The following is a 20577-nucleotide window of genomic DNA, read 5'->3' as shown; positions in this document are numbered from 1 at the left end:
ACCGCCCCCGGCGCAACGCGGACCCTGCATCCGCGTAGACGGCAGAGATAGGGGATGATCCGTCGGGCGTCAGAGCGAACGGGCCGCGACGCAAGCGCTCGCGCGTGAGCAACGATGCGGCTACAACCGGGGACTCTCATGGGCGACGCAGCGAAAGGCCCGGTCCGATGCGCGCTGCTCGATCGCTCGGAAGCCGAGACGATGGTGCGGGTAGAGGGAATCGAACCCCCACGCCTTGCGGCTGGCGATTTTGAGTCGCCCGCGTCTACCAATTCCGCCATACCCGCGCGCGTCGGGCTCTTCGCATAAGTGTGGCCTCCACGCCAAGGGTGCGTGGCCGGGTTTTTTGCCGACACTGCCGATCTGGCCAAGGCGCGGCGCCTGTGCTCAAAGGACGGCCGCTTCCTCACGACCCGGACCCTGAATGCTCCGCCGGCTCTACGCGTGGATCCTCGCGCTCAGCGGCAGGCCCTCCGCGCCCTACGTGCTCGGGGCCGTCGCCTTCGCCGAAAGCTCATTCTTCCCGGTCCCGCCGGACGCGATGCTGGTCCCGATGGCGGTCAGCCGTCCGGATCGGGTCTGGCTCTACGCGACGATCGCCACGGTGGCCTCGGTGCTCGGCGGGCTGGTCGGCTACGCGATCGGGGCGCTGCTGTTCGATTCCCTCGGCGAGTGGCTGATCCGGCTGTACGGGCTGCAGAATTCGGCCGCGACCTTCCAGGATTCCTACGCCCGCTACGGCCATTGGGTGATCCTGTTGAAGGGGCTCACGCCGATCCCGTACAAGCTCGTCACGATCACGTCGGGCTTCGCCCATTACAGCCTGTTCTGGTTCACGGTGCTCTCGATCGTCACCCGCGGGGCCCGGTTCTTCATCCTGGCCGGACTGCTGGGTCGCTACGGCGTCCAGATCCGCGGCGTGCTCGATCGGCATCTCAACGTGGTCGTGGCGATCTCGGTCGCCGTGATCGTCCTCGGCTTCCTGCTGTTCAAGGTGATCCTGTAGCCATGAACTTCGCGTCGGCACTGCGCCTCAAGAAGGCGGGTCTTGGGCTGGCTCTCGGCTCGGCATTGGTCCTGGCCGCCGTTCTGGTGCTGCAGTACGGCTACGGCTATGCGCCGTGTAAGCTCTGCCTGACCGAGCGCCTGCCCTTCTACGCCGCCCTGCCCCTTGGGCTCGCCGCGCTGTTCTTGCCCGAGCGCCTGGCTCGCCTGGCGCTCGGGCTCGCAGCCCTGGGGCTCCTGTATGGCGCCGGGCTCGGCGTCTACCATGGTGGCGCGGAATGGGGATTCTGGCCGGGCCCGAGCGATTGCGGCGGCGGCACGGGTGCGAACCCGGGACAGGTCGGCGAATTCCTGAATGCGCTTCAGAACACGAAGGTCGTGGATTGCTCGGTGGCGGCCTTGCGCATCCTCGGGATCTCCCTGGCCGGGTGGAACGCCGTCGTCGCCTTCGTCCTGGCCTCGTTCGCCGGCACCGCAGCCCTGCGGTCCTGAGTTCCCGCGGTACGGTGCGCCTCAGTTGCGGTCGTCGGGCATGATCGGGATCGGCGCGACGTCGATCCCCTCATCGATGAGGGCGCGCGCTTCGGCCGGGCTGGCCTCGCCGTAGATCGAGCGGCCCTCGGCCTCACCGTAGTGGATCTTGCGCGCCTCCTCTGGGAAGCGCGTCCCGACATGCTCGGAATTGGCAACGACCTGCTCGCGCAGCGCCCGCAGCATCGCCCGTACCTGCCGCTCGGGCTCCGCGATCATCGCCATCGGAGCTTCGGCCTGGGGCGCCGCCGGCGCCGGACGCTCATTGCGATCGCTGCGGGCCACGTTGGGCGCCATCAGCGCCTTCGTGACATTCGCGCTCTCGCAGATCGGGCAGGTCACCAGCCCACGCTCCGCCTGCGCATCGTAGGATTCGGAGGACGGGAACCAGCTGTCGAAGCCGTGCGCGGATTCGCAAACGAGACTGTACCGGATCATGGGTTTGCTTACTGTACGGCCTGAACCTGAGGCCCGATGCGCTCGATTGTGAACGCGCGCGTGTGTTGCAGGGCGGGAATCCGCGCCCGGGCGTCAGCGACCTGAGCGAGGTCGATCTCGGCCAGGATCACGCCCGGCTCGGACCCGCCGGCATCGGCGAGCACCCGCCCCCAGGGATCGACGATCGTGGAATGGCCGAAGGTCTCGCGGCCGTCCTCGTGGATTCCACCCTGGGCCGCCGAGATCATGAAGGCGCCTGTCTCGATCGCCCGCGCCCGCTGGAGGATGTGCCAATGCGCCTCACCGGTCTGGCGGGTGAAGCAGGCCGGTGCGGTGAGCACCTCGGCCCCAGCCTCTGCGAGGGCGCGGTACAAGGCCGGGAAGCGGATATCGTAGCAGATCGTCAGGCCGAGCGTCGCCCAAGGGGTCGCCGCCACCACCGCGCAGGCGCCGCCGGTATAGGTGGCCGATTCACGCCAGCGCTCGCCGCTCGGCAGGTCGACATCGAACAGGTGCAGCTTGTCGTAGGACCCCAGGATCTCCCCATCCGCGCCGATCAGGAAGGCCCGGTTGGCAATCTTGTCGCCCGACCGCACCGCCAGCGAGCCGATATGCACCATCACCCCGGTGTCCCGGGCGGTCTGCCGCAGGCCGGCCAGGGTCGGATCCTGCTCGGCCTCGGTAACGTGCGCGAACAGGCGCTCGCGGCTGCGCTCGACCAGCGACGTCATCTCGGGAGTCTGGACGTAATGCGCGCCGCGGTCGGCAGCCTCGCGCACCCCGGCAACAGCCGCGTCGCGATTGGCGCCCGGGTCGCGGCCCGAGCGCATCTGCACGCAGGCGGCGGTGAAGCGCCTCTCAGGCATCGGCCTTGTCCGTCAGCAGCGGATCGAGCTTGCCGGCACGATCCAAGGCGTAGAGATCGTCGCAGCCGCCGACATGGGTCGATCCGATGAAGATCTGCGGTACGCTGGTGCGGCCACCGGCGCGCTCGACCATCACGGCCCGGCCACCCTGGGCGCGCTCGACGTCGATTTCCTGGAAGGCGACGCCCTTCTCCTTCAGCAGGCTCTTGGCCGCCGAACAGTAAGGGCACCAGGCCGTGGTGTAGATCGTGACCGGCTGCATGGCGGGCGTCATCTCGCGCGGGAACTCCCGTCATATAGGAGTACGCCCGTCGATTTACCTATGCCCGTGTGGTCACAGCCGAACCGAGCCGCAACCGCAGCGGCCCCTGGTGAATCCAGAGCCGATCGGCCGGTCAGGCGGCCATCAGCTTCTCGACCTCGTTGACGAGATCGCGCAGGTGGAACGGCTTCGACAGGACCTTGGCATCCTTCGGAGCCTTCGAATCCGGGTTGAGCGCCACCGCGGCGAAGCCGGTGATGAACATCACCTTGATGTCCGGGTCGAGCTCGGTGGCGCGCCGCGCCAGCTCGATCCCGTCCATCTCGGGCATCACGATATCGGTCAGCAGCAGCTCGAACGGCTCCTCGCGCAGCCGGTTGTAGGCCGAGAGGCCGTTGTCGAAGGACAGGACATCGTAGCCCGCGTTCTGCAGCGCCTTGGCCAGGAACCGGCGCATGTCGTTGTCGTCTTCCGCCAGCAGGATTTTCATCGGCCGTTTCCGAGCCCTCGAGTCGAAATGTTGATCCCATAAAGGGACGCGATGGTAAACAAGGTGTTAGGATTGGAGCCCGCAGCCGTCGCCGCGTGTCTCGAAAACGGCCCTGTGGGCCGTCGGCATCAGGGTGGACAGGCGATCATCCGCATACCACACTGCGTATCCGCCGCGCTTTTCCAGACGCCGGGGTGTGCACGCAACCCATGACCGCGCCCGAAACGGTACAGCCCGACGCCCTCGGTTTCGCCCCGGCTTTCGCGGTCGAAGAACCGGCGACGCACATCCTGCCCTTCGTCTTCAATACCGGCCATTCCGGCGCCGTCTACCCCCCCGATTTCGTCGCCGCCTCGCGCCTGGACGCGCTCACTCTGCGCCGCTCCGAGGATGCCCATGTCGATCGCCTGTTCGCCTCCGTGGTCGAACTCGGCGCACCGCTGCTCCGGGCGAATTTCCCGCGGGCTTTCCTGGACGTGAACCGCGAGCCCTACGAGCTCGACCCACGCATGTTCGACGGCCGTTTGCCGCCCTTCGCCAACACCCGGTCGATGCGGGTCGCGGGCGGGCTTGGCACCGTTCCGCGGGTCGTGGCGGACGGCCAGGAGATCTACGCCCGGCGCCTGCCGGTCGGCGATGCGATCGCCCGCATCGAGGCCCTGTACAAACCCTACCACCGAGTCCTGCGCGGCCTGATCCAGCGCACGGCGCGGACGCACGGCCATTGCATCCTGATCGATTGCCACTCGATGCCGTCCTCAAGTCTCGGACGCGATACCGAGATCAAGGCCGACATGGTCCTGGGCGACCGCTACGGCACCGCGTGCGCGCCGGGCCTGATCGAGGCGTTCGAGGCCGCGTTCCGCGCCAAGGGTTTCCGGGTGGTCCGCAACAAACCCTACGCGGGCGGCTTCATCACCGAGCATTACGGCGAGCCCAACCTCGGGCGGCATGCTCTGCAGATAGAGGTCAACCGGGCGTTGTACATGGACGAGGCGAGCCTCACGACGACGCCTGATTTCCCGAGCCTCGTGAAGGCACTGCGGTCGGTTGTGGCCGGCGTGGCGGCCGATCTCGGTGACCTTACGCCCAGCCGGATCGCCGCCGAGTAGGCTGCACACAGTCCACGTCCGGCGCCGCCACGAAAATCGGCGTTCGAAACGGCCTTCCTCACCCATAGCCTTGGGAAGGTCCGCCGCGGCGAGACCACGGGCCCGTCGATCAATCGACGGAGCACGCAACGAGGAGGTCGAGACAAGAAAAAAGGCCACTCCCGAAGGAGCGGCCCGAAGTCTAGGGAGGAAACGCCCAAGAAGGGCTACGGGACCGCGACGCCATCGCGATCTCGCAATGCACAAATGACAGTGCGGCGCACAAGACGCAAGGGCAAAATCGTCTCCGCCCGCGCGTCGAATGCATGGCTCAAGCGCGCAAAGCGCAAAGGCCTCAGCTCTGCTTCAGGAGTTTTTCCATCTCGGCGCGCAGCGGGCCGGCGAGATCCGGCCGCTCCAGCGCGTAAGCCAGGTTCGCAGTCAGGAACCCGATCTTCGAGCCGGTGTCGTAGGTCCGGCCCTCGTAGTGCATGCCGAAGAAGTCCTGCGTGCCCATCAGGTCGATCATGGCGTCGGTGAGCTGGATCTCGCCGCCGGCGCCCTTCTTCCCGTGCTCCAGGATCCCGAAGATCTCGGGCTGGAGGATGTAGCGGCCGGAGATGATGAAATTCGATGGTGCGGTGCCCTGTTTCGGCTTCTCGACCATGCCGGTGATCTCGAACGACTGACCGTAGGTCTCGCCGACGCTGACGATACCGTATTGGTGCGTCTCTTCGGGCGCCACCTCCTCGACCGCGATGACGTTGCCGCCATGGCGCTCATAGGTTGCGAGCATCTGCTGCATGCAGCCGCGGCTCAGCATATCCGGCAGCAGCACCGCGAAGGGCTCGTCGCCGACGATCTCCCGGGCGCACCAGACCGCATGACCGAGGCCGAGGGGGGCCTGCTGGCGGGTGAAGCTTGTTTGGCCGGCCTTGGGCAGATCGCGTTTCAGCTCTTCGTAGGCAGCGGTCTTCCCGCGTTCCTGAAGGGTGTGCTCGAGCTCGAAGGCAATATCGAAATGGTCCTCGATCACCGCCTTGCCGCGTCCCGTGACGAAGATGAAGTGCTCGATGCCGGCTTCGCGCGCTTCATCGACGACATGCTGGACGACCGGCCGGTCCACGACCGTGAGCATTTCCTTCGGGACCGCCTTCGTGGCGGGCAGGAATCGCGTGCCCAGCCCCGCGACGGGCAGGACAGCCTTGCGGATCGGTTTCATCAAGCGGCAACCTCGGAAACAGAATGGGATGACACGGTCAATGGTTCAGGCAGTGAGATAGCCTAACACGATGCTTCGCAAGGCCTCTACGTCGATAGTATGAGGCAAAGCACCGTAAATATCCCGTCTGCGACCACCTAAAGTGGCCGTTACCAGATGATATCTCACCGGGCGTTTGAACGCGCGATGAAGCGGGGTGGGCGCCTTGCCTGCCCGTGCCCGGTTCGGGCAAGGCTCCCGGCAGCTTCCCTCGGAGCGGCTTCGGAGCGGACGACATGACGGGTCTGGTGACAGGCGGGGCCGGATCCATCGGCGGCCGCATGGTTTGGGACCTGCTGGATACCGGCCGCACGAGAATCGTGCCGCGCGACGACCGGGCCACCGGGCTCGACCAGTCGCTGGCCCGAACGGGCAAATCCAGTCCGCGAACCGGGGCTTGAGGCGATGCCATCGCGCCGCGCCCTGCTCGCTGCCGCCCTCTCCCTCTGCCCCGCGGTAGCCCGGGCCGCGAAGCCGTCGGCACCGAACGGCGCCTTCCAGGCGTTCATCGCGTCCCTGCGTCCGGAGGCCGAAGCCCGCGGCGTCTCGGCCGAGACCTTCGCGGCCGCGTTCCGGGGCATCACGGCACCCGATCCAGGCGTCCTGGCGCGGACGCGCCAGCAGGGCGAGTTCGTGCGGCCGGTCTGGGATTACCTGGTCGGCGCGGTCTCGGCAGGCCGCATCGCCCACGGACGCGCACGAGCGGGCACCCTCGCGCGCGCGCTGAAGGCGATCGAGGCGCGCTACGGCGTCCCGGCGCCAATCGTGCTGGCGTTCTGGGGCGTCGAATCCGATTTCGGCGCGAGCGCCGGCAACCTTTCCACGATCCGGGCGCTGGCCACCCTGGCGGAGGCACGGCATCGCGGCACGCTGTTCCGCGACGAGTTGCTGGCCGCCCTGGCGATCCTCCAGCGCGGCGATATCGCGCCCGAGCGCATGAGCGGAAGCTGGGCGGGGGCCATGGGGCAGGCGCAGTTCCTGCCGTCCACCTACCTAGCCCACGCGGTCGATTTCGACGGCGACGGCCGCAGGGACATCTGGACCAGCGAAGCGGATTCGCTTGGATCGATCGCGGCCTATCTCAGAGACCTGGGCTGGGATCCGACGCTGTCCTGGGGCTATGAGGTGCGTCTGCCCGAAGGTTTCGACCTGACCGCCTATGCCGGGCCGATCTCCGGCTTCGCCGCGCGGGGTGTCGGGCGGACGGACGGAAAGCCGTTGCCCGGGCGTGGGGACGCCGCGCTGTTCCTGCCCGGCGGTCTCGGGGCGCCGGCTTTCCTGATCACCGGCAACTTCGAGGTGATCCGCCAATACAACACCTCGGATTCCTACGCGCTGGCCGTCGGCCACCTCGCCGACCGCCTGGACGGCGCCCCCGCGCTCGCGGCGCCCTGGCCTACAGGACCACGCCTCGACGGTGCGGGATTGCGCGCGCTGCAAACAGGTCTGGCGACCGCCGCCTTCTACGAGGGCCCGACCGATGGCCGCGCCGGGCCGAAGCTGCGCGACGCCGTGCGGCGCTACCAAATCGCGGCCGGCCTGCCGGCGGATGGGTATGCCTCGCCGGCGTTGCTCGCCCACGTCCAGGGCCGGCACGATCCGGCGCGGTAATCGGCCTCCGAGGGCGGGTTTAGACGCGCAAGTCGGTCTCCCGTATAGTGCCGCCTACCGACCGGTGTTTTTCGGTCCCCTTCAAGGTGCGGGATCTGCATGGGAGTCGCAGTCTGGCGTCGTACGGCGCGTCCGGCCATCCTCGGATTCGCCGTCCTGTTGAGCCAAGCGGGCCTGTCCCTGGTCGGCGGCACGCCCGCTCAGGCACAATGGGGCGACAGCTATCAGCGGCCCGAGGGCGGCGCCTATTACGAGGCCCCGCCGCGGCGGCGCCCGCGCGATGCCTATTATCGCGACGACGGCTCCAGCGCCCGCCAGCCCCGCTACGCACCGCCCCAGGAAGCGCCGCGGCAGTTCTACTGGCCGTGGGAGGACCGGCCCCAGCCGGTCGCTCCACCGCCGGAGCGCACCTACCGGGCGCCGCGTCCGCGCAGCACGATCGGAAACGCGGATGCGCAGCGGCCCTCGCCGTCCGTCAAGCGCCGGGAGCGGCCCGCCCGGGCGCCGGTGGCGCCGAAGCCCGCCATCGCCAAGACCGCGCCGAACGTCCAGATCGCGGTGTTCGGCGATTCGCTGGCCGACCACCTTGCCCACGGTCTGGACGACGTCTTCGAGGACAACGCCGACATCGCGGTCGTCGATCGGGCGAAGGGCGACAGCGGACTCGTGCGCAGGGACGTGGTCGATTGGCCCAAGAGCGCAGAAGACTACCTGCGCACCAATCCCAAGGTCCGCTACGCGTTGGTCATGCTGGGCGCCAACGACCGCCAGCCGATCCGTGAAGGTGACGAGACCGTCGATCCGCTCACCGATCGCTGGAAGGCCCTGTACCGCGCCCGGGTCGAAGCCCTCGTGAAGGTGTTTGCCGACCACAAGGTGCCGCTGGTCTGGGTCGGGCTTCCGCCGGTGCAGAGCGAGAGCTTGAGCCGTGATCTCGCGAGCCTCAACGACATCGTCCGGGACACCGTGACGAAGGCCGGCGCGACCTATGTCGACATCTGGCCCGGCTTCGTCGACGACCGCGACCGCTACGCGGCCTCGGGCCCGGATCCGGAAGGTCAGATCGCCAAGCTGCGGACCGCCGACGGCGTGCACTTCACCAAGGCGGGCGACCGCAAGCTGGCGCATTTCGCCGATGTCGAGCTGAAGCGCCTGATGGGAACGGCCACGCCGGCGCTGACCGATCCGCCGCCCACCGCGACTATCGCGCCGGGGGCGCCGAGCGCGACGCCCGGTCCGAGCCTCGACGGTTCCGGCCAGCCCACCGACACCGCGGCGATCGATCGGCAGATCACCGCGATGCTGCCGAGCCTGCCGGAACCTCCGGGCGTCCCAGCGCTGCCGGTCAAGCCCGCGGCCGGGCCGGTCGTGCCCCTCGGGCGCACCGAGGTCTCCCCCGGCGGGACGCTGCTGACCGGCCGTCCGCGCGATTCGGACAACCTCGGCACCGTGGAGCGGACGCTGGTCCGCGGCAATGCGCCGATGCCCCAGCCCGGCCGCGCCGACGATTTCCGCTGGCCCCCCGGCTGAGTGGTGATCCCGGCGCTGCGCTCGCACCGAGCGCCGGGACTGAACCTACCTCACCGCGGTAGGACGCTCGCACCCATCAAGGCCTCGTCGATGGCACGGGCCGCCTGACGGCCCTCTCGGATCGCCCAGACAACCAGGGACTGACCCCGGCGCATGTCGCCGGCGCTCCAGATCTTCGGATCCGAGGTGCGGTAATCCTCCTCGTTCGCCTCGACGTTCCCGCGCTTGCTGACGCTGATGCCGGACTGGTCGAGCAAGCCCTTCTGCACCGATCCGGCGAAACCGATCGCCATGAAGACGAGATCGGCCGGCAGGATGAATTCGGTCCCGGGCATCGGCTGCCGCTTGGCGTCGACCCGGGCGCAGACCACGCCGGTCAGCCGGCCCTTCTTGTTGCCGTCGAGCCGCAGCGTCGCCGCCTGGAACTCGCGCTCCGCACCTTCCGCCTGGCTGGACGAGGTCCGCATCTTGGTCGGCCAGTACGGCCACACCGTCAGCTTGTCCTCGCGCTCGGGCGGCCGGGGCCGGATGTCGAGCTGCGTCACCGACAGCGCGCCCTGGCGGAACGCGGTGCCGACGCAATCGGAGGCGGTGTCACCGCCGCCGATCACGACGACGTTCTTGCCCGACGCCAGGATCGGGGCTTCGCCGTTGCCGCGCATCGGCTCCGCGGCCACGCGGCGGTTCGACTGGATCAGGTAAGGCATGGCGTAGTGGACGCCCTCGAGTTCCTGCCCGGGCAGCTGCGGGTTGCGGGGATCCTCCGCACCGCCGCAGAACATCACCGCATCGAACTCGGCCTTCAGCTCGTCGACCGGCTTGGTCACGCCGACGTTCTGGTTGTAGTGGAAGACAACGCCCTCGCCCTCCATCTGCCGGACGCGGCGATCGATGTGGCGCTTCTCCATCTTGAAGTCGGGGATGCCGTAGCGGAGCAGGCCACCGGCCTTCGGCTCGCGCTCGAACACGTGCACGTCGTGGCCGACCCGGGCCAGCTGTTGGGCCGCCGCGAGACCCGCCGGGCCGGAGCCGACGACGGCCACGCGCTTGCCGGTGCGCATCGACGCCGGCTCGGGCTTGATCCAGCCCATGTTCCACGCGCGGTCGGCGATCGCCTGCTCGATCGTCTTGATCGCCACCGGCTGATTCTCGAGGTTGAGCGTACACGCCTCCTCGCAGGGCGCCGGGCAGACGCGACCGGTGAATTCCGGGAAGTTGTTGGTCGAGTGGAGGTTGCGCGACGCCTCCTCCCAATCGGACTGGAACACGAGGTCGTTCCAGTCCGGGATCTGGTTGTGGACCGGGCAGCCGGTCGGGCCGTGGCAGAACGGGATGCCGCAATCCATGCAGCGCGCGGCCTGTTTGGTCAGGTCGTGCTCGTCGAGCGGCAGCGTGAACTCGCGGAAGTGCCGCACGCGATCGGCTGCGAGCTGGTACTTCTGCTCCTGCCGGTCGAACTCGAGGAAACCCGTGATCTTGCCCATCGATCAACCCTTGAGGCCCGCAGATCGACCGATGCTGCAGCCTATTAAACCGTCATTCCGCGATCGGCGCCCGCGTCGCACGGGCGCCGATACCGATAGCCTTACTCCGCTGCCACCGGCATCCGCGCCATCTCCATCTCGCGCAGCGCGCGGCGGTATTCCACCGGCATCACCTTGACGAACTTGGTGCGGAAGCTCGCCCAGTCGTCGAGGATCTGCTTCGCCCGCGGGCTGCCCGTATACTTGAGATGGTTGGTGATGAGCTGGCTGAGGCGCTCCTCATCGTGGCCGGACATGTCGGCCAGGATATCGACGCGCCCCTTGGTCTCGAGATCGCCGTCCTGGTGGAAGCGGCGCATCAGGTCGTCTTCCTCCTCGACGGGCTCGAGATCGACCATCGACAGGTTGCAGCGGGCCGAGAACGAGCCGTCCTCGTCAAGGACGTACGCGATGCCGCCCGACATGCCGGCCGCGAAGTTGCGTCCGGTCTCGCCGATCGACACCACGACCCCGCCGGTCATGTACTCGCAGCCATGGTCACCCATGCCTTCGACCACCGTGATCGCGCCGGAATTGCGGACCGCGAAGCGCTCGCCCGCGGAGCCGCGGATGTAACACTCTCCGGCGATCGCCCCGTACAGCACGGTGTTGCCGACCATGATGGTCCGGTCGGGTGGCGACCGCAGCGCATCGCTCGGGCGGATGATCAGCTTGCCGCCCGAAAGGCCCTTGCCGACGTAGTCGTTGCCGTGGCCGGTCAGCTCGATGGTGACGCCGGCCGCGACCCAGGCGCCGAAGCTCTGGCCGGCGGTGCCCGACAGCTTCACCACGATAGTGTCGTCCGGCAAGCCCTCGTGACCGTGCGCCTTGGCGACCATGCCGGACAGCATCGCACCGGCGGCCCGGTCCGAGTTGCGGATCACGTCGGTGACGACCACCGGCTCGCCGGTCTCGATGGCGTTCCGGGCCCCCTCGATCAGGCGCCGGTCCAGGACCGTGTCGATCGGGTGGTGCTGCTTCTCAACGTGCCGGATGGCGATGCCGTCCGCCACCTTGGGGCGATGGAACAGCTTGGTGAAATCGAGCCCGCGCGCCTTCCAGTGGGCTATGGCCTCGACCTTGTCGAGCACGTCCGAACGCCCGACGAGCTCTTCCAGCTTGGTGAAGCCGAGGGAGGCCAGGATCTCGCGCACCTCCTCGGCCACGAAGAAGAAGTAGTTCACCACGTGCTCGGGCGTGCCCTTGAAGCGCTTGCGCAGCACCGGATCCTGCGTGGCGACGCCCACCGGGCAGGTGTTGAGGTGGCACTTGCGCATCATGATGCAGCCGGCCGCGATCAGGGGAGCGGTCGAGAAGCCCATCTGGTCGGCGCCGAGCAGGGCCGCGATGACCACGTCGCGACCGGTGCGGATGCCGCCGTCGGCCTGGAGGGCGACGCGGCCGCGCAGGCCGTTGAGCACCAGCGTCTGCTGGGTCTCGGCGAGACCGGTCTCCCACGGTCCGCCCGCATGCTTGAGCGAGGTCAGCGGCGCGGCGCCGGTGCCGCCGTCGTAGCCCGAGATGGTGATGTGGTCCGCCCGCGCCTTGGCGACGCCGGCCGCCACGGTACCGACGCCGACCTCGGAGACGAGCTTCACCGACACGTCCGCGGACGGGTTCACGTTCTTCAGGTCGAAGATCAGCTGGGCCAGATCCTCGATCGAGTAGATGTCGTGGTGCGGCGGCGGCGAAATCAGGCCGACGCCCGGGGTGGCGTAGCGGACCTTTGCGATCTTGGCGTCGACCTTGTGGCCGGGCAGCTGGCCGCCCTCGCCGGGCTTGGCGCCCTGCGCGACCTTGATCTGCATCATGTCGGCGTTGACGAGATATTCCGTCGTAACGCCGAATCTGCCCGAGGCGACCTGCTTGATCGCGGACCGGCGCGAACGCCCGTCCGGCAGCGGCTTGAATCGCTCGACCTCCTCGCCGCCCTCGCCCGAGTTCGAGCGACCGCCGAAGGAGTTCAGCGCGATGGCGAGCGTCTCGTGCGCTTCCTTCGAGATGGACCCGTACGACATCGCCCCGGTGGCGAAGCGCTTGACGATCTCGGAGGCCGACTCGACCGAATCCAGCGGCACCGGCTGGCGGCCGAGTTCGGTTGCGCTCCTGAGGCGGAACAGGCCCCGCAGGGTCTTGAGCTGGTTCTCCTGCCGGTTCACCAGCGCGGCGTATTCGCGGTAGCGCTCCGGCACGTTGAGGCGCACCGCGTGCTGGAGCGTCGCGATCGTGTCGGGCGTCCAGGTATGAGCCTCGCCGCGCAGCCGGTAGGCGTACTCGCCGCCGACATCGAGGGCGTTGCGGTAGATCGGGGCGTCGCCGAAAGCGTCGCGGTGACGGCTGACGGTCTCCTCCGCGACCTCGGCCATGCCGACGCCCTCGATGGTCGTGGCCGTGCCGAAGAAGTCGCGGCCGACGAAGGTCGAGTTGAGCCCGACCGCGTCGAAGATCTGGGCGCCGCAATACGACTGGTAGGTCGAGATGCCCATCTTCGACATGACCTTGAGCAGGCCCTTATCGATCGCCTTGATGTAGCGGTAGATGATCTCGTCGTCGGTGAGGTCCGGCGGGAACTCGTCCTTCATCGCCAGCAGCGTCTCGAAGGCGAGATAGGGATTGATGGCCTCCGCGCCGTAGCCGGCCAGGCAGGCGAAGTGGTGCACCTCACGCGGCTCGCCCGATTCGATCACGAGGCCGACCGAGGTGCGCAGACCCTTGCGGATCAGGTAGTTGTGCACCGACGCGGTCGCCAGGAGGGCCGGGATCGGCACCCGATCCGGACCGACCGCGCGGTCGGTCAGCACGATGATGTTGTAGCCGCCGCGCACCGCCGCCTCGGCCCGGTCGCAGAGGCGGTCGAGCGCCCCGTCCATGGCCTGCGCGCCCATCTCGGCCGGGTAGGTCATGTCCAGGGTCTTGGTGTCGAACCGGTCCTCGAAATGGCCGATCGAGCGGATCTTCTCCAGGTCGCCGTTGGTCAGGATCGGCTGGCGGACTTCCAGGCGCTTGCGCCGGGACGCGCCCTCCATGTCGAGCAGGTTCGGCCGCGGCCCGATGAATGAGACGAGGCTCATCACCGCCTCTTCGCGGATCGGGTCGATCGGCGGGTTGGTGACCTGCGCGAAGTTCTGCTTGAAGTAGGTATAGAGCAGCTTCGACTTCTCGGAGAGCGCCGAGAGCGGCGTGTCCGTCCCCATCGAGCCGACCGCCTCCTGGCCGGTGACGGCCATGGGCTGCATCAGCAGCTTGAGGTCTTCCTGGGTGTAGCCGAAGGCCTGCTGGCGATCGAGCAGGCCCACGTCGGAGCGCGTCTCCCGCGCCACGACGGGCTTGAGATCTTCCAGCACGATCTGGGTGTTCTTGACCCAGTCGGCGTAGGGATGCGCGGCGGCGAGCTCGCCCTTGATCTCCTCGTCGGAGACGATTCGGCCCTTCTGCAGGTCGATCAGAAGCATCCGGCCCGGCTGCAGGCGCCAGGACTGAACGATCTTCTCGTCGGGGATCGGCAGCGTGCCCATCTCCGAAGCGAGCACGACCAGCCCGTCATCGGTGACGATGTAACGGGCCGGGCGCAGGCCGTTGCGGTCGAGGGTGGCGCCGATCTGGCGGCCATCCGTGAAGGCCACGGCCGCGGGGCCGTCCCAGGGCTCCATCAGGGCGGCGTGGTACTCGTAGAAGGCGCGCCGCTCCTCGCTCATCAGCGGGTTGCCGGCCCAGGCCTCCGGGATCAGCATCATCATGGCGTGGGCGAGCGGGTAGCCGCCCTGCACCAGGAACTCGAGGGCGTTGTCGAAGCACGCGGTGTCGGACTGGCCCTCGTAGGAGATCGGCCAGAGCTTCGAGATGTCGTTGCCGAACAGGTCCGAATCGACGCTCGCCTGCCGGGCCGCCATCCAGTTGACGTTGCCGCGCAGTGTGTTGATCTCGCCGTTATGGGCGACCATCCGGTAGGGGTGCGACAGGCGCCAGGTCGGGAAGGTGTTGGTCGCGAAACGCTGGTGGACCAGGGCGATCGCCGAGACGAAACGCTCGTCCTTCAGGTCGAGGAAGTAGTCGCCGATCTGGGTGACCAGAACCATGCCCTTGTACACGATGGTCCGGGTCGAGACGGAGACCGGGTAAAACTCTTTCACCCGCGGGTCGTCCAGGGCGTAGACCTTGTTGGAGATCACCTTGCGGGCGACGAAGACGCGCCGCTCGAACGTGTCCTGGTCGGAGACGGAGCCCGGTCGGCCGATGAACACCTGCCGGTGATGCGGCTCGGTGGCCTTCACGGCGACGCCCAGATCCTCGGGGTCGACCGGGACATCGCGCCAGCCGAGGAGCGGCAGGCCCTCGTCGGCCAGGGCCGCCTCGATGATTCCCTGGATGATCGCCCGGGGCTCCTCGGCCTTGGGCAGGAAGAACTGGCCGATGGCGTACTGCCCGGCGGGCGGTAGCTCGAAGCCGAGGCGCGAGCACTCGTCCGCGAAGAAGCCGTGCGGGATCTGCGTGAGGATACCGCAGCCGTCGCCCATCTTGGGGTCGGCACCCACCGCACCGCGGTGGTCCAGATTCTCGAGGATCTTCAGGCCCTGCTGAACGATGGCATGGGTCCGACGATCGTGCATGTCGGCGATGAAGCCGACGCCGCAGGCATCACGCTCGTTGGCCGGATCGTAGGCGCCCTGGGCTTTGGGCAGAGCGGGATCGCGCACCGTGATCGGCATCGCGCCGCCGCGCGGGGCGGAAGCCTGGAACTCGGAAGCAGCAAACTCTTCGGCGGGTCCGCGCTGTGCCATGCTTCGTCTCGTCCTTCCCTCGATCCCCTTCGCCGCACCTCGGCCCGCGAGCATGTTCCATGCCCGTGAGTCGCAACCGTGCGGCGTCCCGACCCGATGCCGCAGGCGATCCGGTCGGTCCCCGCGAGGACGTGCCCGTCGACCTTCGTTCATCGAAAACCCGGACCGCTCCAGGAGCGGCGTGCTGGCGCGCTCGAGACCGCCAACCGGACTTCCCGCTGGCGCGCGGGACGGCGACGGCCGGCATGCGCGGCCAATGGGACAGTTCTGCTGTCCTAAGTCGCGAAATTGGCAGATTGAAACCGTTTCAGCAAGGGATCGCGCGGGCATGCGGGCGCGGCATCCGCGACTGCAACTTAAACCGCCGTTCACCAATCGCTTCCGCAATCTCGCCCGAATCACGCGGTCTACGACCTGTGCCGAGCACAAGCGGCATGCGGGGCAACGACCTCGCCGGCATGGTCGAGGTCTGGGCAAACCGGCCCGGACCATGCCGGAACCGGATACTCTGCCGGGTCTCCAGAACGGGAACGCATCAGAGTGATGATCGAGAACGGAACGTCTCGCCGCGCAGCGCAGCGGGTTCTCAGTGCAGCCCTTCTGTCGGGCGGATTGATGCTGGGCCTCTCCCAGAGCGCCCGCGCGCAATTCGCCTTCGAGGACGAGATCCTGCCGCCACGGGTGATCGCATGGCGCCTGGCTGATCACGGCTTCAGCGGTGTCAGCCGTCCGCGGTTCGACGGGCGCGTCTACGTCGTCGACGCCGTGAGCCCGACGGGCGCCCCGGTCCGTCTGTTCGTCGATCCGGCCGCCGGCGCGATCGTGGGACGCCAGCGCATCGGTGCGCCCGAGAGCTACGCCCGGTTGGAGCAGCCGCGCGCCGGCTTTGGATGGACCGAGGAGGATGCGGCGCCGCAGCGTCTCCTGCGGCCGGCGATGCCCGACGGCGTCCCGGCTCGGGCCGCGCGTCCGGCACGCCGCCAGAGCCCGGAGGCACTGCGTCCCGAGTTCAATCCCGATGGCCTGAATCCGGATGGCCGTGCGCGGCCTGAGGCGCCCCACAAGGTCGCCCGGGCCCCGGCGCCTGGGCGCGCGCCGGAGCTGAAGCCGGCACTTCGCAACGTTCCGGAGGCGCCAGCTCCGAAGGTCGCCCCCGTGGAGGCATCCAGGGTGGATCCTGTGCCTGAGCCGAAATCCGCAGCCATCGAAAAGGCGCCTCCGGCCGGTCCGGCCCAGGCGGGACCGGCCAAGCCCGCAGCGGGCACGGTTGCCGAGGCGGCCAAGCCCCCATCTGCCGATTGGAAGGATCCGCCGCCGGACAAGAAGCCGGTGCGAATCATCGGCGGTGCGACGATCGTCCCCGGCGCCTCAGAGAAAGAGCCCGCCGGAGCCCAGTAGCGCTGGCCCGAACGCTCGCCGCCCAAGATCGATACCGGTGCGACGCAAGCGAGCGCGTCGACGCGAGGACTGAGAGACGTCCTCGATTGCGACGTGATCTGGGACTCTTCTAGTCGGTGGGGCTCAGACGCTCCGAGCCGGTAAAGACGGTCAGCGTATCCGCGCGGGCAATGGCGCAAAGTGTGATCCCGTGCGCTTGGGCACGCTCCAACGCCAGCGAGGTCGGCGCCGAGATCGCCACGATCACGGCCGCACCGAGGCGCGCGGCCTTCTCGACCATCTCGAACGAGCACCGGCTGGTGATCACCAGGAAACCGTCTGCTGGATCGGTGCCGGCCCGCATGGCGGCGCCAATCAGCTTGTCCAGAGCGTTGTGGCGGCCGACATCCTCGCGGACGGACGCCAGGGTGCCGTCGAGCCGAGCCCAGGCGGCGGCGTGCACGGCGCGGGTCTCGGCGCCCAGCACCTGCGCCGCGTCGAGCCCGGCGAGAGCCCGCGCGATCGCCGGGAGCGAGACCTGGATGTCGGGGGCGCCCCGCATGTCCGCGCGTGGCAATTCCGCCAGATCCTCGATGCCGCAGACACCGCAGCCCGTCCGCCCGCTGATGGCGCGCTTGCGCGCGAGGTGCTCGCGCAGACGTCCGGGGGCCAGCTCGACATGGAGGCGCAGCCCGTCCGGGCCAACCTCCACGCGCGTGCTGCGAATCTCGTCGGCGGATTCGATGATCCCTTCCGTCAGGCTGAAGCCGTAGGCGAAATCCTCCAGGTCGGCCGGCGACGCCATCATGACGGCATGCGGCACGCTGCCGTAGACCAGGTTGACCGGCGCCTCGACGGCGAGCACCCGCGTCCCCGGCCGGGGCGCGGCATCGGCGTAGGCCACGACCTGCATCGGAGCCGGGACCGCGCTAGCCGGCAGCTCGGCCGGAAAATCCTGGGGTGTCGTCAACATCCACGGCTCCGAAAGGCCCGTCCGGTGCTGCGATCGCACCGGACACGAAGCCACGCTAGCGAATCGAACGCAGCGAAAGACCGGTGCGGGGCGTCTAAGAGGCCACCCGAATCAGCCGGAAACCACCCTCTGCGACGCTTGTGCGGTTGCACCTGGCACGTCCTTGTGATCTGAAGCCGCGATCGGATACATGCCGGATGACACAACCGGCAGTCCGTCACGTCGGCACCATCCCGCGCTCATTCAAGACGGGAAAGTCCGACGGGAAATCAAATTGCAGGGGAGCAACGAGAGGCAGATGCGGACGGTGCGGACGATCACCCGATCACCCTTGAGCCTCGCCGCCCTCGGCGCCCTGCTCGCCTCGACATCCGGGGCGCTCGCCGCCGGATTCGGTCAGCCGGTGCCGTGGGAGATGAGCCGGCAGATCCCGGTTACCGAGAACGCGCGCGACATCCTCAGCTTCGAGATCGGCCTGCACTGGCTCTCGCTCGTGATCTCGGTCTTCGTGCTGGGGCTGATCCTCTGGTGCGTCTTCCGCTTCAACGAGAAGACCAACCCGACCCCGTCGCGCACCACCCACAATACCGCGATCGAGATCGCCTGGACGATCGTGCCGGTGCTGATACTCGTCGCCGTGGCGATCCCGTCCTTCCGTCTGCTGCGCACGCAGCTGGCGGATCCGAAGGCCGACATGATCGTCAAGGTCATCGGCCATGCCTGGTACTGGTCCTACGAGTACCCGCAGACCGAGGCCGGCGGCGGTTTCACGTTCGATGCCAACATCGACGAGGACAAGCAGCCCCGCCTGCTCCAGACCGACAATGAGATGGTCGTGCCACTCGGCAAGATCGTGAAGATCCAGGTCACGGCGGCGGACGTGCTGCATTCCTGGGCGATGCCGGCCTTCGGCTTCAAGATCGACGCCGTGCCGGGCCGCCTGAACCAGATGTGGTTCCGGGCCGACAAGGAAGGCACCTTCCACGGTCAGTGCTCGGAGCTGTGCGGACAGCGTCACGCCTACATGCCGATCGTCGTCCGCGTCGTCAGCGAGCAGGCCTACGCCGACTGGCTGAATGAAGCGAAGACGAAGTACGCGCGCATCGACAACGGAACGAGCTTCGCCGAAGCCCGCTGAAGTCCGGTTGACCGAATAGAACCCGTCAGATCCACAAGGCACCCGAATCCATGGCTACAGCCGCAGCCCATGCCGAGGCCCACGAGGTCCACGACCATAAACCGTCGTTCTTCGCCCGCTGGTTCCTGTCGACGAACCACAAGGACATCGGCACGCTCTACCTGCTCTTCGCCTTCTGCGCCGGCATGATCGGCGCGTTCCTCTCCTTCGGTATCCGGATGGAGATGGAACAGCCGGGGCTGCAGTTCTTCTCCAATCCGGCGACGTACAACGTGTTCGTCACCGGACACGGCCTCATCATGGTGTTCTTCATGGTGATGCCGGCACTGATCGGCGGCTTCGGCAACTGGTTCGTGCCCCTCATGATCGGCGCGCCCGACATGGCGTTCCCGCGCATGAACAACATCTCGTTCTGGCTGACGGTGGCGGGCTTCTGCTCCCTGCTGTGCTCGCTGTTCGTCGAGGGCGCCCCCGGCGCATCCGGCGCCGGCACCGGTTGGACCGTCTATCCGCCGCTCTCCACTGCCGGCCATCCCGGTCCGGCCGTCGACTTCGCAATCTTTGCCCTGCACCTGTCCGGCACTGGCTCGATCCTGGGGGCGATCAACTTCATCACCACCATCCTGAACATGCGCGCCCCGGGCATGACGCTGCACAAGATGCCGCTCTTCGCCTGGGCCGAGCTGGTCACCGCCTTCCTGCTGCTGCTCTCGCTGCCGGTGCTCGCGGGCGCCATCACGATGCTGCTGACCGACCGTAACTTCGGCACGACCTTCTTCGACCCGGCCGGCGGCGGCGACCCGATCCTGTACCAGCATCTGTTCTGGTTCTTCGGTCACCCCGAAGTCTACATCATGATCCTGCCGGCCTTCGGCATCGTCTCGCACATCATCGCCACGTTCTCGCGCAAGCCGGTCTTCGGCTACCTTGCGATGGCATACGCCATGGTCGCGATCGGCGTCGTCGGCTTCGTCGTGTGGGCGCACCACATGTACACCGTGGGCCTGTCGCTTCAGACGCAGTCCTACTTCGTGTTCGCCACGATGGTGATCGCGGTGCCCACGGGCGTGAAGATCTTCTCCTGGATCGCCACCATGTGGGGCGGATCCATCCGCTTCACCGCCGCCATGCACTGGGCCGTGGGCTTCATCTTCCTGTTTACCGTCGGCGGCGTCACCGGCGTGGTGCTCGCCAACTCGGCGGTCGATAAGTACCTGCACGACACCTACTACGTCGTGGCGCACTTCCACTACGTGCTGTCACTCGGCGCTGTGTTCATCATCTTCGCCGGTGTCTACTACTGGTTCCCGAAGATGACCGGCCACATCATCCCGGAATGGGCTGGCAAGCTGCACTTCTGGCTGGCCTTCATCGGCGCGAACGTCCTGTTCTTCCCGATGCACTTCCTCGGCCTGGCCGGCATGCCGCGTCGTTACGCCGACTACCCGGACGCCTTCGCGGGCTGGCACAAGGTCTCCACCTACGGCGGCCACATCTTCGGCCTCAGCATGTTCGTCTTCGTGATCGGCGTCGTGCTGGCCTTCCGCTCGAAGGAGCGGGCCGCCGACAACCCGTGGGGCGAAGGTGCCACCACCCTCGAGTGGACGCTCCCCTCCCCGCCGCCGTTCCACCAGTTCGAGACGCTGCCCCGCATCGTCGACGAGCCGGGCGCGCACTGACCAGTCTCCGCGAGGGCCGCATCC

The 20577-nt window shown here is 67.9% G+C and carries 17 protein-coding genes and 1 tRNA gene; 9 read left to right on the top strand and 9 right to left on the bottom strand.

What is annotated here, in order from left to right; all coding sequences use genetic code 11:
- Window positions 1-202: 202 nt before the first annotated feature.
- Window positions 203-287, bottom strand: a tRNA-Leu gene (locus ACYQPG_RS10525).
- A gap of 137 nt (window positions 288-424) precedes the next feature.
- Here ACYQPG_RS10525 and ACYQPG_RS10520 point away from each other — a divergent pair.
- Both ACYQPG_RS10520 and ACYQPG_RS10515 read left to right on the top strand, forming a co-directional pair.
- Window positions 425-1006 (top strand): YqaA family protein, encoded by a 582-nt coding sequence (locus tag ACYQPG_RS10520; RefSeq protein ID WP_147853841.1) that lies wholly within the window; start codon window positions 425-427, stop codon window positions 1004-1006.
- Window positions 1007-1008: 2 nt separating this feature from the next.
- Window positions 1009-1497: a disulfide bond formation protein B gene (locus tag ACYQPG_RS10515; RefSeq protein WP_461230883.1), complete on the top strand. Its 489-nt coding sequence runs from the start codon at window positions 1009-1011 to the stop codon at window positions 1495-1497.
- Window positions 1498-1518: 21 nt separating this feature from the next.
- On the opposite strand, the gene ACYQPG_RS10510 is transcribed toward ACYQPG_RS10515, so the two are convergent.
- The 4 genes from ACYQPG_RS10510 to cpdR all read right to left on the bottom strand — a co-directional run bounded on the left by ACYQPG_RS10510 (window position 1519) and on the right by cpdR (window position 3592).
- Window positions 1519-1974, bottom strand: coding sequence for a DUF1178 family protein (locus ACYQPG_RS10510; RefSeq protein ID WP_147908503.1), 456 nt, complete (start codon window positions 1972-1974; stop codon window positions 1519-1521).
- 8 nt (window positions 1975-1982) lie between these two features.
- Window positions 1983-2840, bottom strand: a complete 858-nt coding sequence (locus ACYQPG_RS10505) for a carbon-nitrogen hydrolase family protein (RefSeq protein WP_461230881.1) — start codon at window positions 2838-2840, stop codon at window positions 1983-1985.
- Window positions 2833-3102 carry a glutaredoxin 3 gene (gene grxC / locus ACYQPG_RS10500; protein ID WP_147908522.1) on the bottom strand — a complete coding sequence of 90 codons (270 nt, stop codon included), beginning with the start codon at window positions 3100-3102 and terminating at the stop codon, window positions 2833-2835. Before grxC ends, ACYQPG_RS10505 begins: the two co-directional genes overlap by 8 nt.
- Before the next feature lie 133 nt (window positions 3103-3235).
- Window positions 3236-3592: a cell cycle two-component system response regulator CpdR gene (cpdR, locus tag ACYQPG_RS10495; RefSeq protein WP_007558883.1), complete on the bottom strand. Its 357-nt coding sequence runs from the start codon at window positions 3590-3592 to the stop codon at window positions 3236-3238.
- Between the two features lie 209 nt (window positions 3593-3801).
- Between cpdR and ACYQPG_RS10490 the strand changes: the two genes are divergently transcribed.
- The gene (locus ACYQPG_RS10490) at window positions 3802-4704 is read left to right on the top strand and encodes an N-formylglutamate amidohydrolase (RefSeq protein WP_147908505.1); all 903 of its coding nucleotides are present in this window, start codon (window positions 3802-3804) and stop codon (window positions 4702-4704) included.
- A gap of 334 nt (window positions 4705-5038) precedes the next feature.
- Here ACYQPG_RS10490 and galU read toward each other — a convergent pair whose 3' ends face one another.
- Window positions 5039-5905, bottom strand: a complete 867-nt coding sequence (gene galU / locus ACYQPG_RS10485; RefSeq protein ID WP_147908523.1) for a UTP--glucose-1-phosphate uridylyltransferase GalU — start codon at window positions 5903-5905, stop codon at window positions 5039-5041.
- Between the two features lie 275 nt (window positions 5906-6180).
- Here galU and ACYQPG_RS10480 point away from each other — a divergent pair, with 275 nt between their 5' ends.
- The 3 genes from ACYQPG_RS10480 to ACYQPG_RS10470 all read left to right on the top strand — a co-directional run bounded on the left by ACYQPG_RS10480 (window position 6181) and on the right by ACYQPG_RS10470 (window position 9085).
- Entirely contained in the window at window positions 6181-6345 is a 165-nt protein-coding gene (locus tag ACYQPG_RS10480; protein WP_461230880.1) for a hypothetical protein, read from the top strand.
- 4 nt (window positions 6346-6349) lie between these two features.
- Entirely contained in the window at window positions 6350-7555 is a 1206-nt protein-coding gene (locus tag ACYQPG_RS10475) for a lytic murein transglycosylase (protein ID WP_461230879.1), read from the top strand.
- 99 nt (window positions 7556-7654) lie between these two features.
- Window positions 7655-9085 carry an SGNH/GDSL hydrolase family protein gene (locus ACYQPG_RS10470; RefSeq protein WP_147908507.1) on the top strand — a complete coding sequence of 477 codons (1431 nt, stop codon included), beginning with the start codon at window positions 7655-7657 and terminating at the stop codon, window positions 9083-9085.
- Window positions 9086-9135: 50 nt separating this feature from the next.
- On the opposite strand, the gene ACYQPG_RS10465 is transcribed toward ACYQPG_RS10470, so the two are convergent.
- Window positions 9136-10569, bottom strand: a complete 1434-nt coding sequence (locus tag ACYQPG_RS10465; protein ID WP_147938224.1) for a glutamate synthase subunit beta — start codon at window positions 10567-10569, stop codon at window positions 9136-9138.
- 101 nt (window positions 10570-10670) lie between these two features.
- Window positions 10671-15386, bottom strand: coding sequence for a glutamate synthase large subunit (gltB, locus tag ACYQPG_RS10460; protein WP_461230877.1), 4716 nt, complete (start codon window positions 15384-15386; stop codon window positions 10671-10673).
- Between the two features lie 615 nt (window positions 15387-16001).
- On the opposite strand from gltB, the gene ACYQPG_RS10455 reads away from it, so the two are divergent.
- Window positions 16002-16784 (top strand): hypothetical protein, encoded by a 783-nt coding sequence (locus tag ACYQPG_RS10455; protein ID WP_461230876.1) that lies wholly within the window; start codon window positions 16002-16004, stop codon window positions 16782-16784.
- A 109-nt stretch (window positions 16785-16893) separates the two neighbouring features.
- On the opposite strand, the gene fdhD is transcribed toward ACYQPG_RS10455, so the two are convergent.
- Window positions 16894-17736 (bottom strand): formate dehydrogenase accessory sulfurtransferase FdhD, encoded by an 843-nt coding sequence (gene fdhD, locus ACYQPG_RS10450; RefSeq protein ID WP_419829366.1) that lies wholly within the window; start codon window positions 17734-17736, stop codon window positions 16894-16896.
- Window positions 17737-18034: 298 nt separating this feature from the next.
- Here fdhD and coxB point away from each other — a divergent pair, with 298 nt between their 5' ends.
- On the top strand, window positions 18035-18874 hold the full coding sequence (coxB, locus tag ACYQPG_RS10445; protein WP_147908512.1) for a cytochrome c oxidase subunit II: 840 nt from the start codon (window positions 18035-18037) through the stop codon (window positions 18872-18874).
- A gap of 50 nt (window positions 18875-18924) precedes the next feature.
- A complete protein-coding gene (gene ctaD / locus ACYQPG_RS10440) occupies window positions 18925-20553 on the top strand; it encodes a cytochrome c oxidase subunit I (RefSeq protein ID WP_147908513.1) in 1629 nt (542 codons plus the stop codon).
- Window positions 20554-20577: the final 24 nt, after the last annotated feature.

This window comes from Methylobacterium sp. CM6246, from assembly GCF_054818005.1.
The sequence above is the reverse complement of the archived record's forward strand: the minus strand, read 5'-3'. Positions and strand labels throughout refer to the sequence as shown.

Bases quoted from the DNA above. Each gene is read 5' to 3' on its own strand.
- cpdR (WP_007558883.1), bottom strand. From the start codon at position 3,592: ATGAAAATCCTGCTGGCGGAAGACGACAACGACATGCGCCGGTTCCTG.
- ACYQPG_RS10475 (WP_461230879.1), top strand. From the start codon at position 6,350: ATGCCATCGCGCCGCGCCCTGCTCGCTGCCGCCCTCTCCCTCTGCCCC.
- gltB (WP_461230877.1), bottom strand. From the start codon at position 15,386: ATGGCACAGCGCGGACCCGCCGAAGAGTTTGCTGCTTCCGAGTTCCAG.
- ACYQPG_RS10480 (WP_461230880.1), top strand. From the start codon at position 6,181: ATGACGGGTCTGGTGACAGGCGGGGCCGGATCCATCGGCGGCCGCATG.
- ACYQPG_RS10490 (WP_147908505.1), top strand. From the start codon at position 3,802: ATGACCGCGCCCGAAACGGTACAGCCCGACGCCCTCGGTTTCGCCCCG.
- coxB (WP_147908512.1), top strand. From the start codon at position 18,035: ATGCGGACGGTGCGGACGATCACCCGATCACCCTTGAGCCTCGCCGCC.
- ACYQPG_RS10510 (WP_147908503.1), bottom strand. From the start codon at position 1,974: ATGATCCGGTACAGTCTCGTTTGCGAATCCGCGCACGGCTTCGACAGC.
- ACYQPG_RS10455 (WP_461230876.1), top strand. From the start codon at position 16,002: ATGCTGGGCCTCTCCCAGAGCGCCCGCGCGCAATTCGCCTTCGAGGAC.
- ACYQPG_RS10515 (WP_461230883.1), top strand. From the start codon at position 1,009: ATGAACTTCGCGTCGGCACTGCGCCTCAAGAAGGCGGGTCTTGGGCTG.
- ACYQPG_RS10465 (WP_147938224.1), bottom strand. From the start codon at position 10,569: ATGGGCAAGATCACGGGTTTCCTCGAGTTCGACCGGCAGGAGCAGAAG.
- ACYQPG_RS10520 (WP_147853841.1), top strand. From the start codon at position 425: ATGCTCCGCCGGCTCTACGCGTGGATCCTCGCGCTCAGCGGCAGGCCC.
- grxC (WP_147908522.1), bottom strand. From the start codon at position 3,102: ATGCAGCCGGTCACGATCTACACCACGGCCTGGTGCCCTTACTGTTCG.
- fdhD (WP_419829366.1), bottom strand. From the start codon at position 17,736: ATGTTGACGACACCCCAGGATTTTCCGGCCGAGCTGCCGGCTAGCGCG.
- galU (WP_147908523.1), bottom strand. From the start codon at position 5,905: ATGAAACCGATCCGCAAGGCTGTCCTGCCCGTCGCGGGGCTGGGCACG.
- ACYQPG_RS10505 (WP_461230881.1), bottom strand. From the start codon at position 2,840: ATGCCTGAGAGGCGCTTCACCGCCGCCTGCGTGCAGATGCGCTCGGGC.
- ctaD (WP_147908513.1), top strand. From the start codon at position 18,925: ATGGCTACAGCCGCAGCCCATGCCGAGGCCCACGAGGTCCACGACCAT.
- ACYQPG_RS10470 (WP_147908507.1), top strand. From the start codon at position 7,655: ATGGGAGTCGCAGTCTGGCGTCGTACGGCGCGTCCGGCCATCCTCGGA.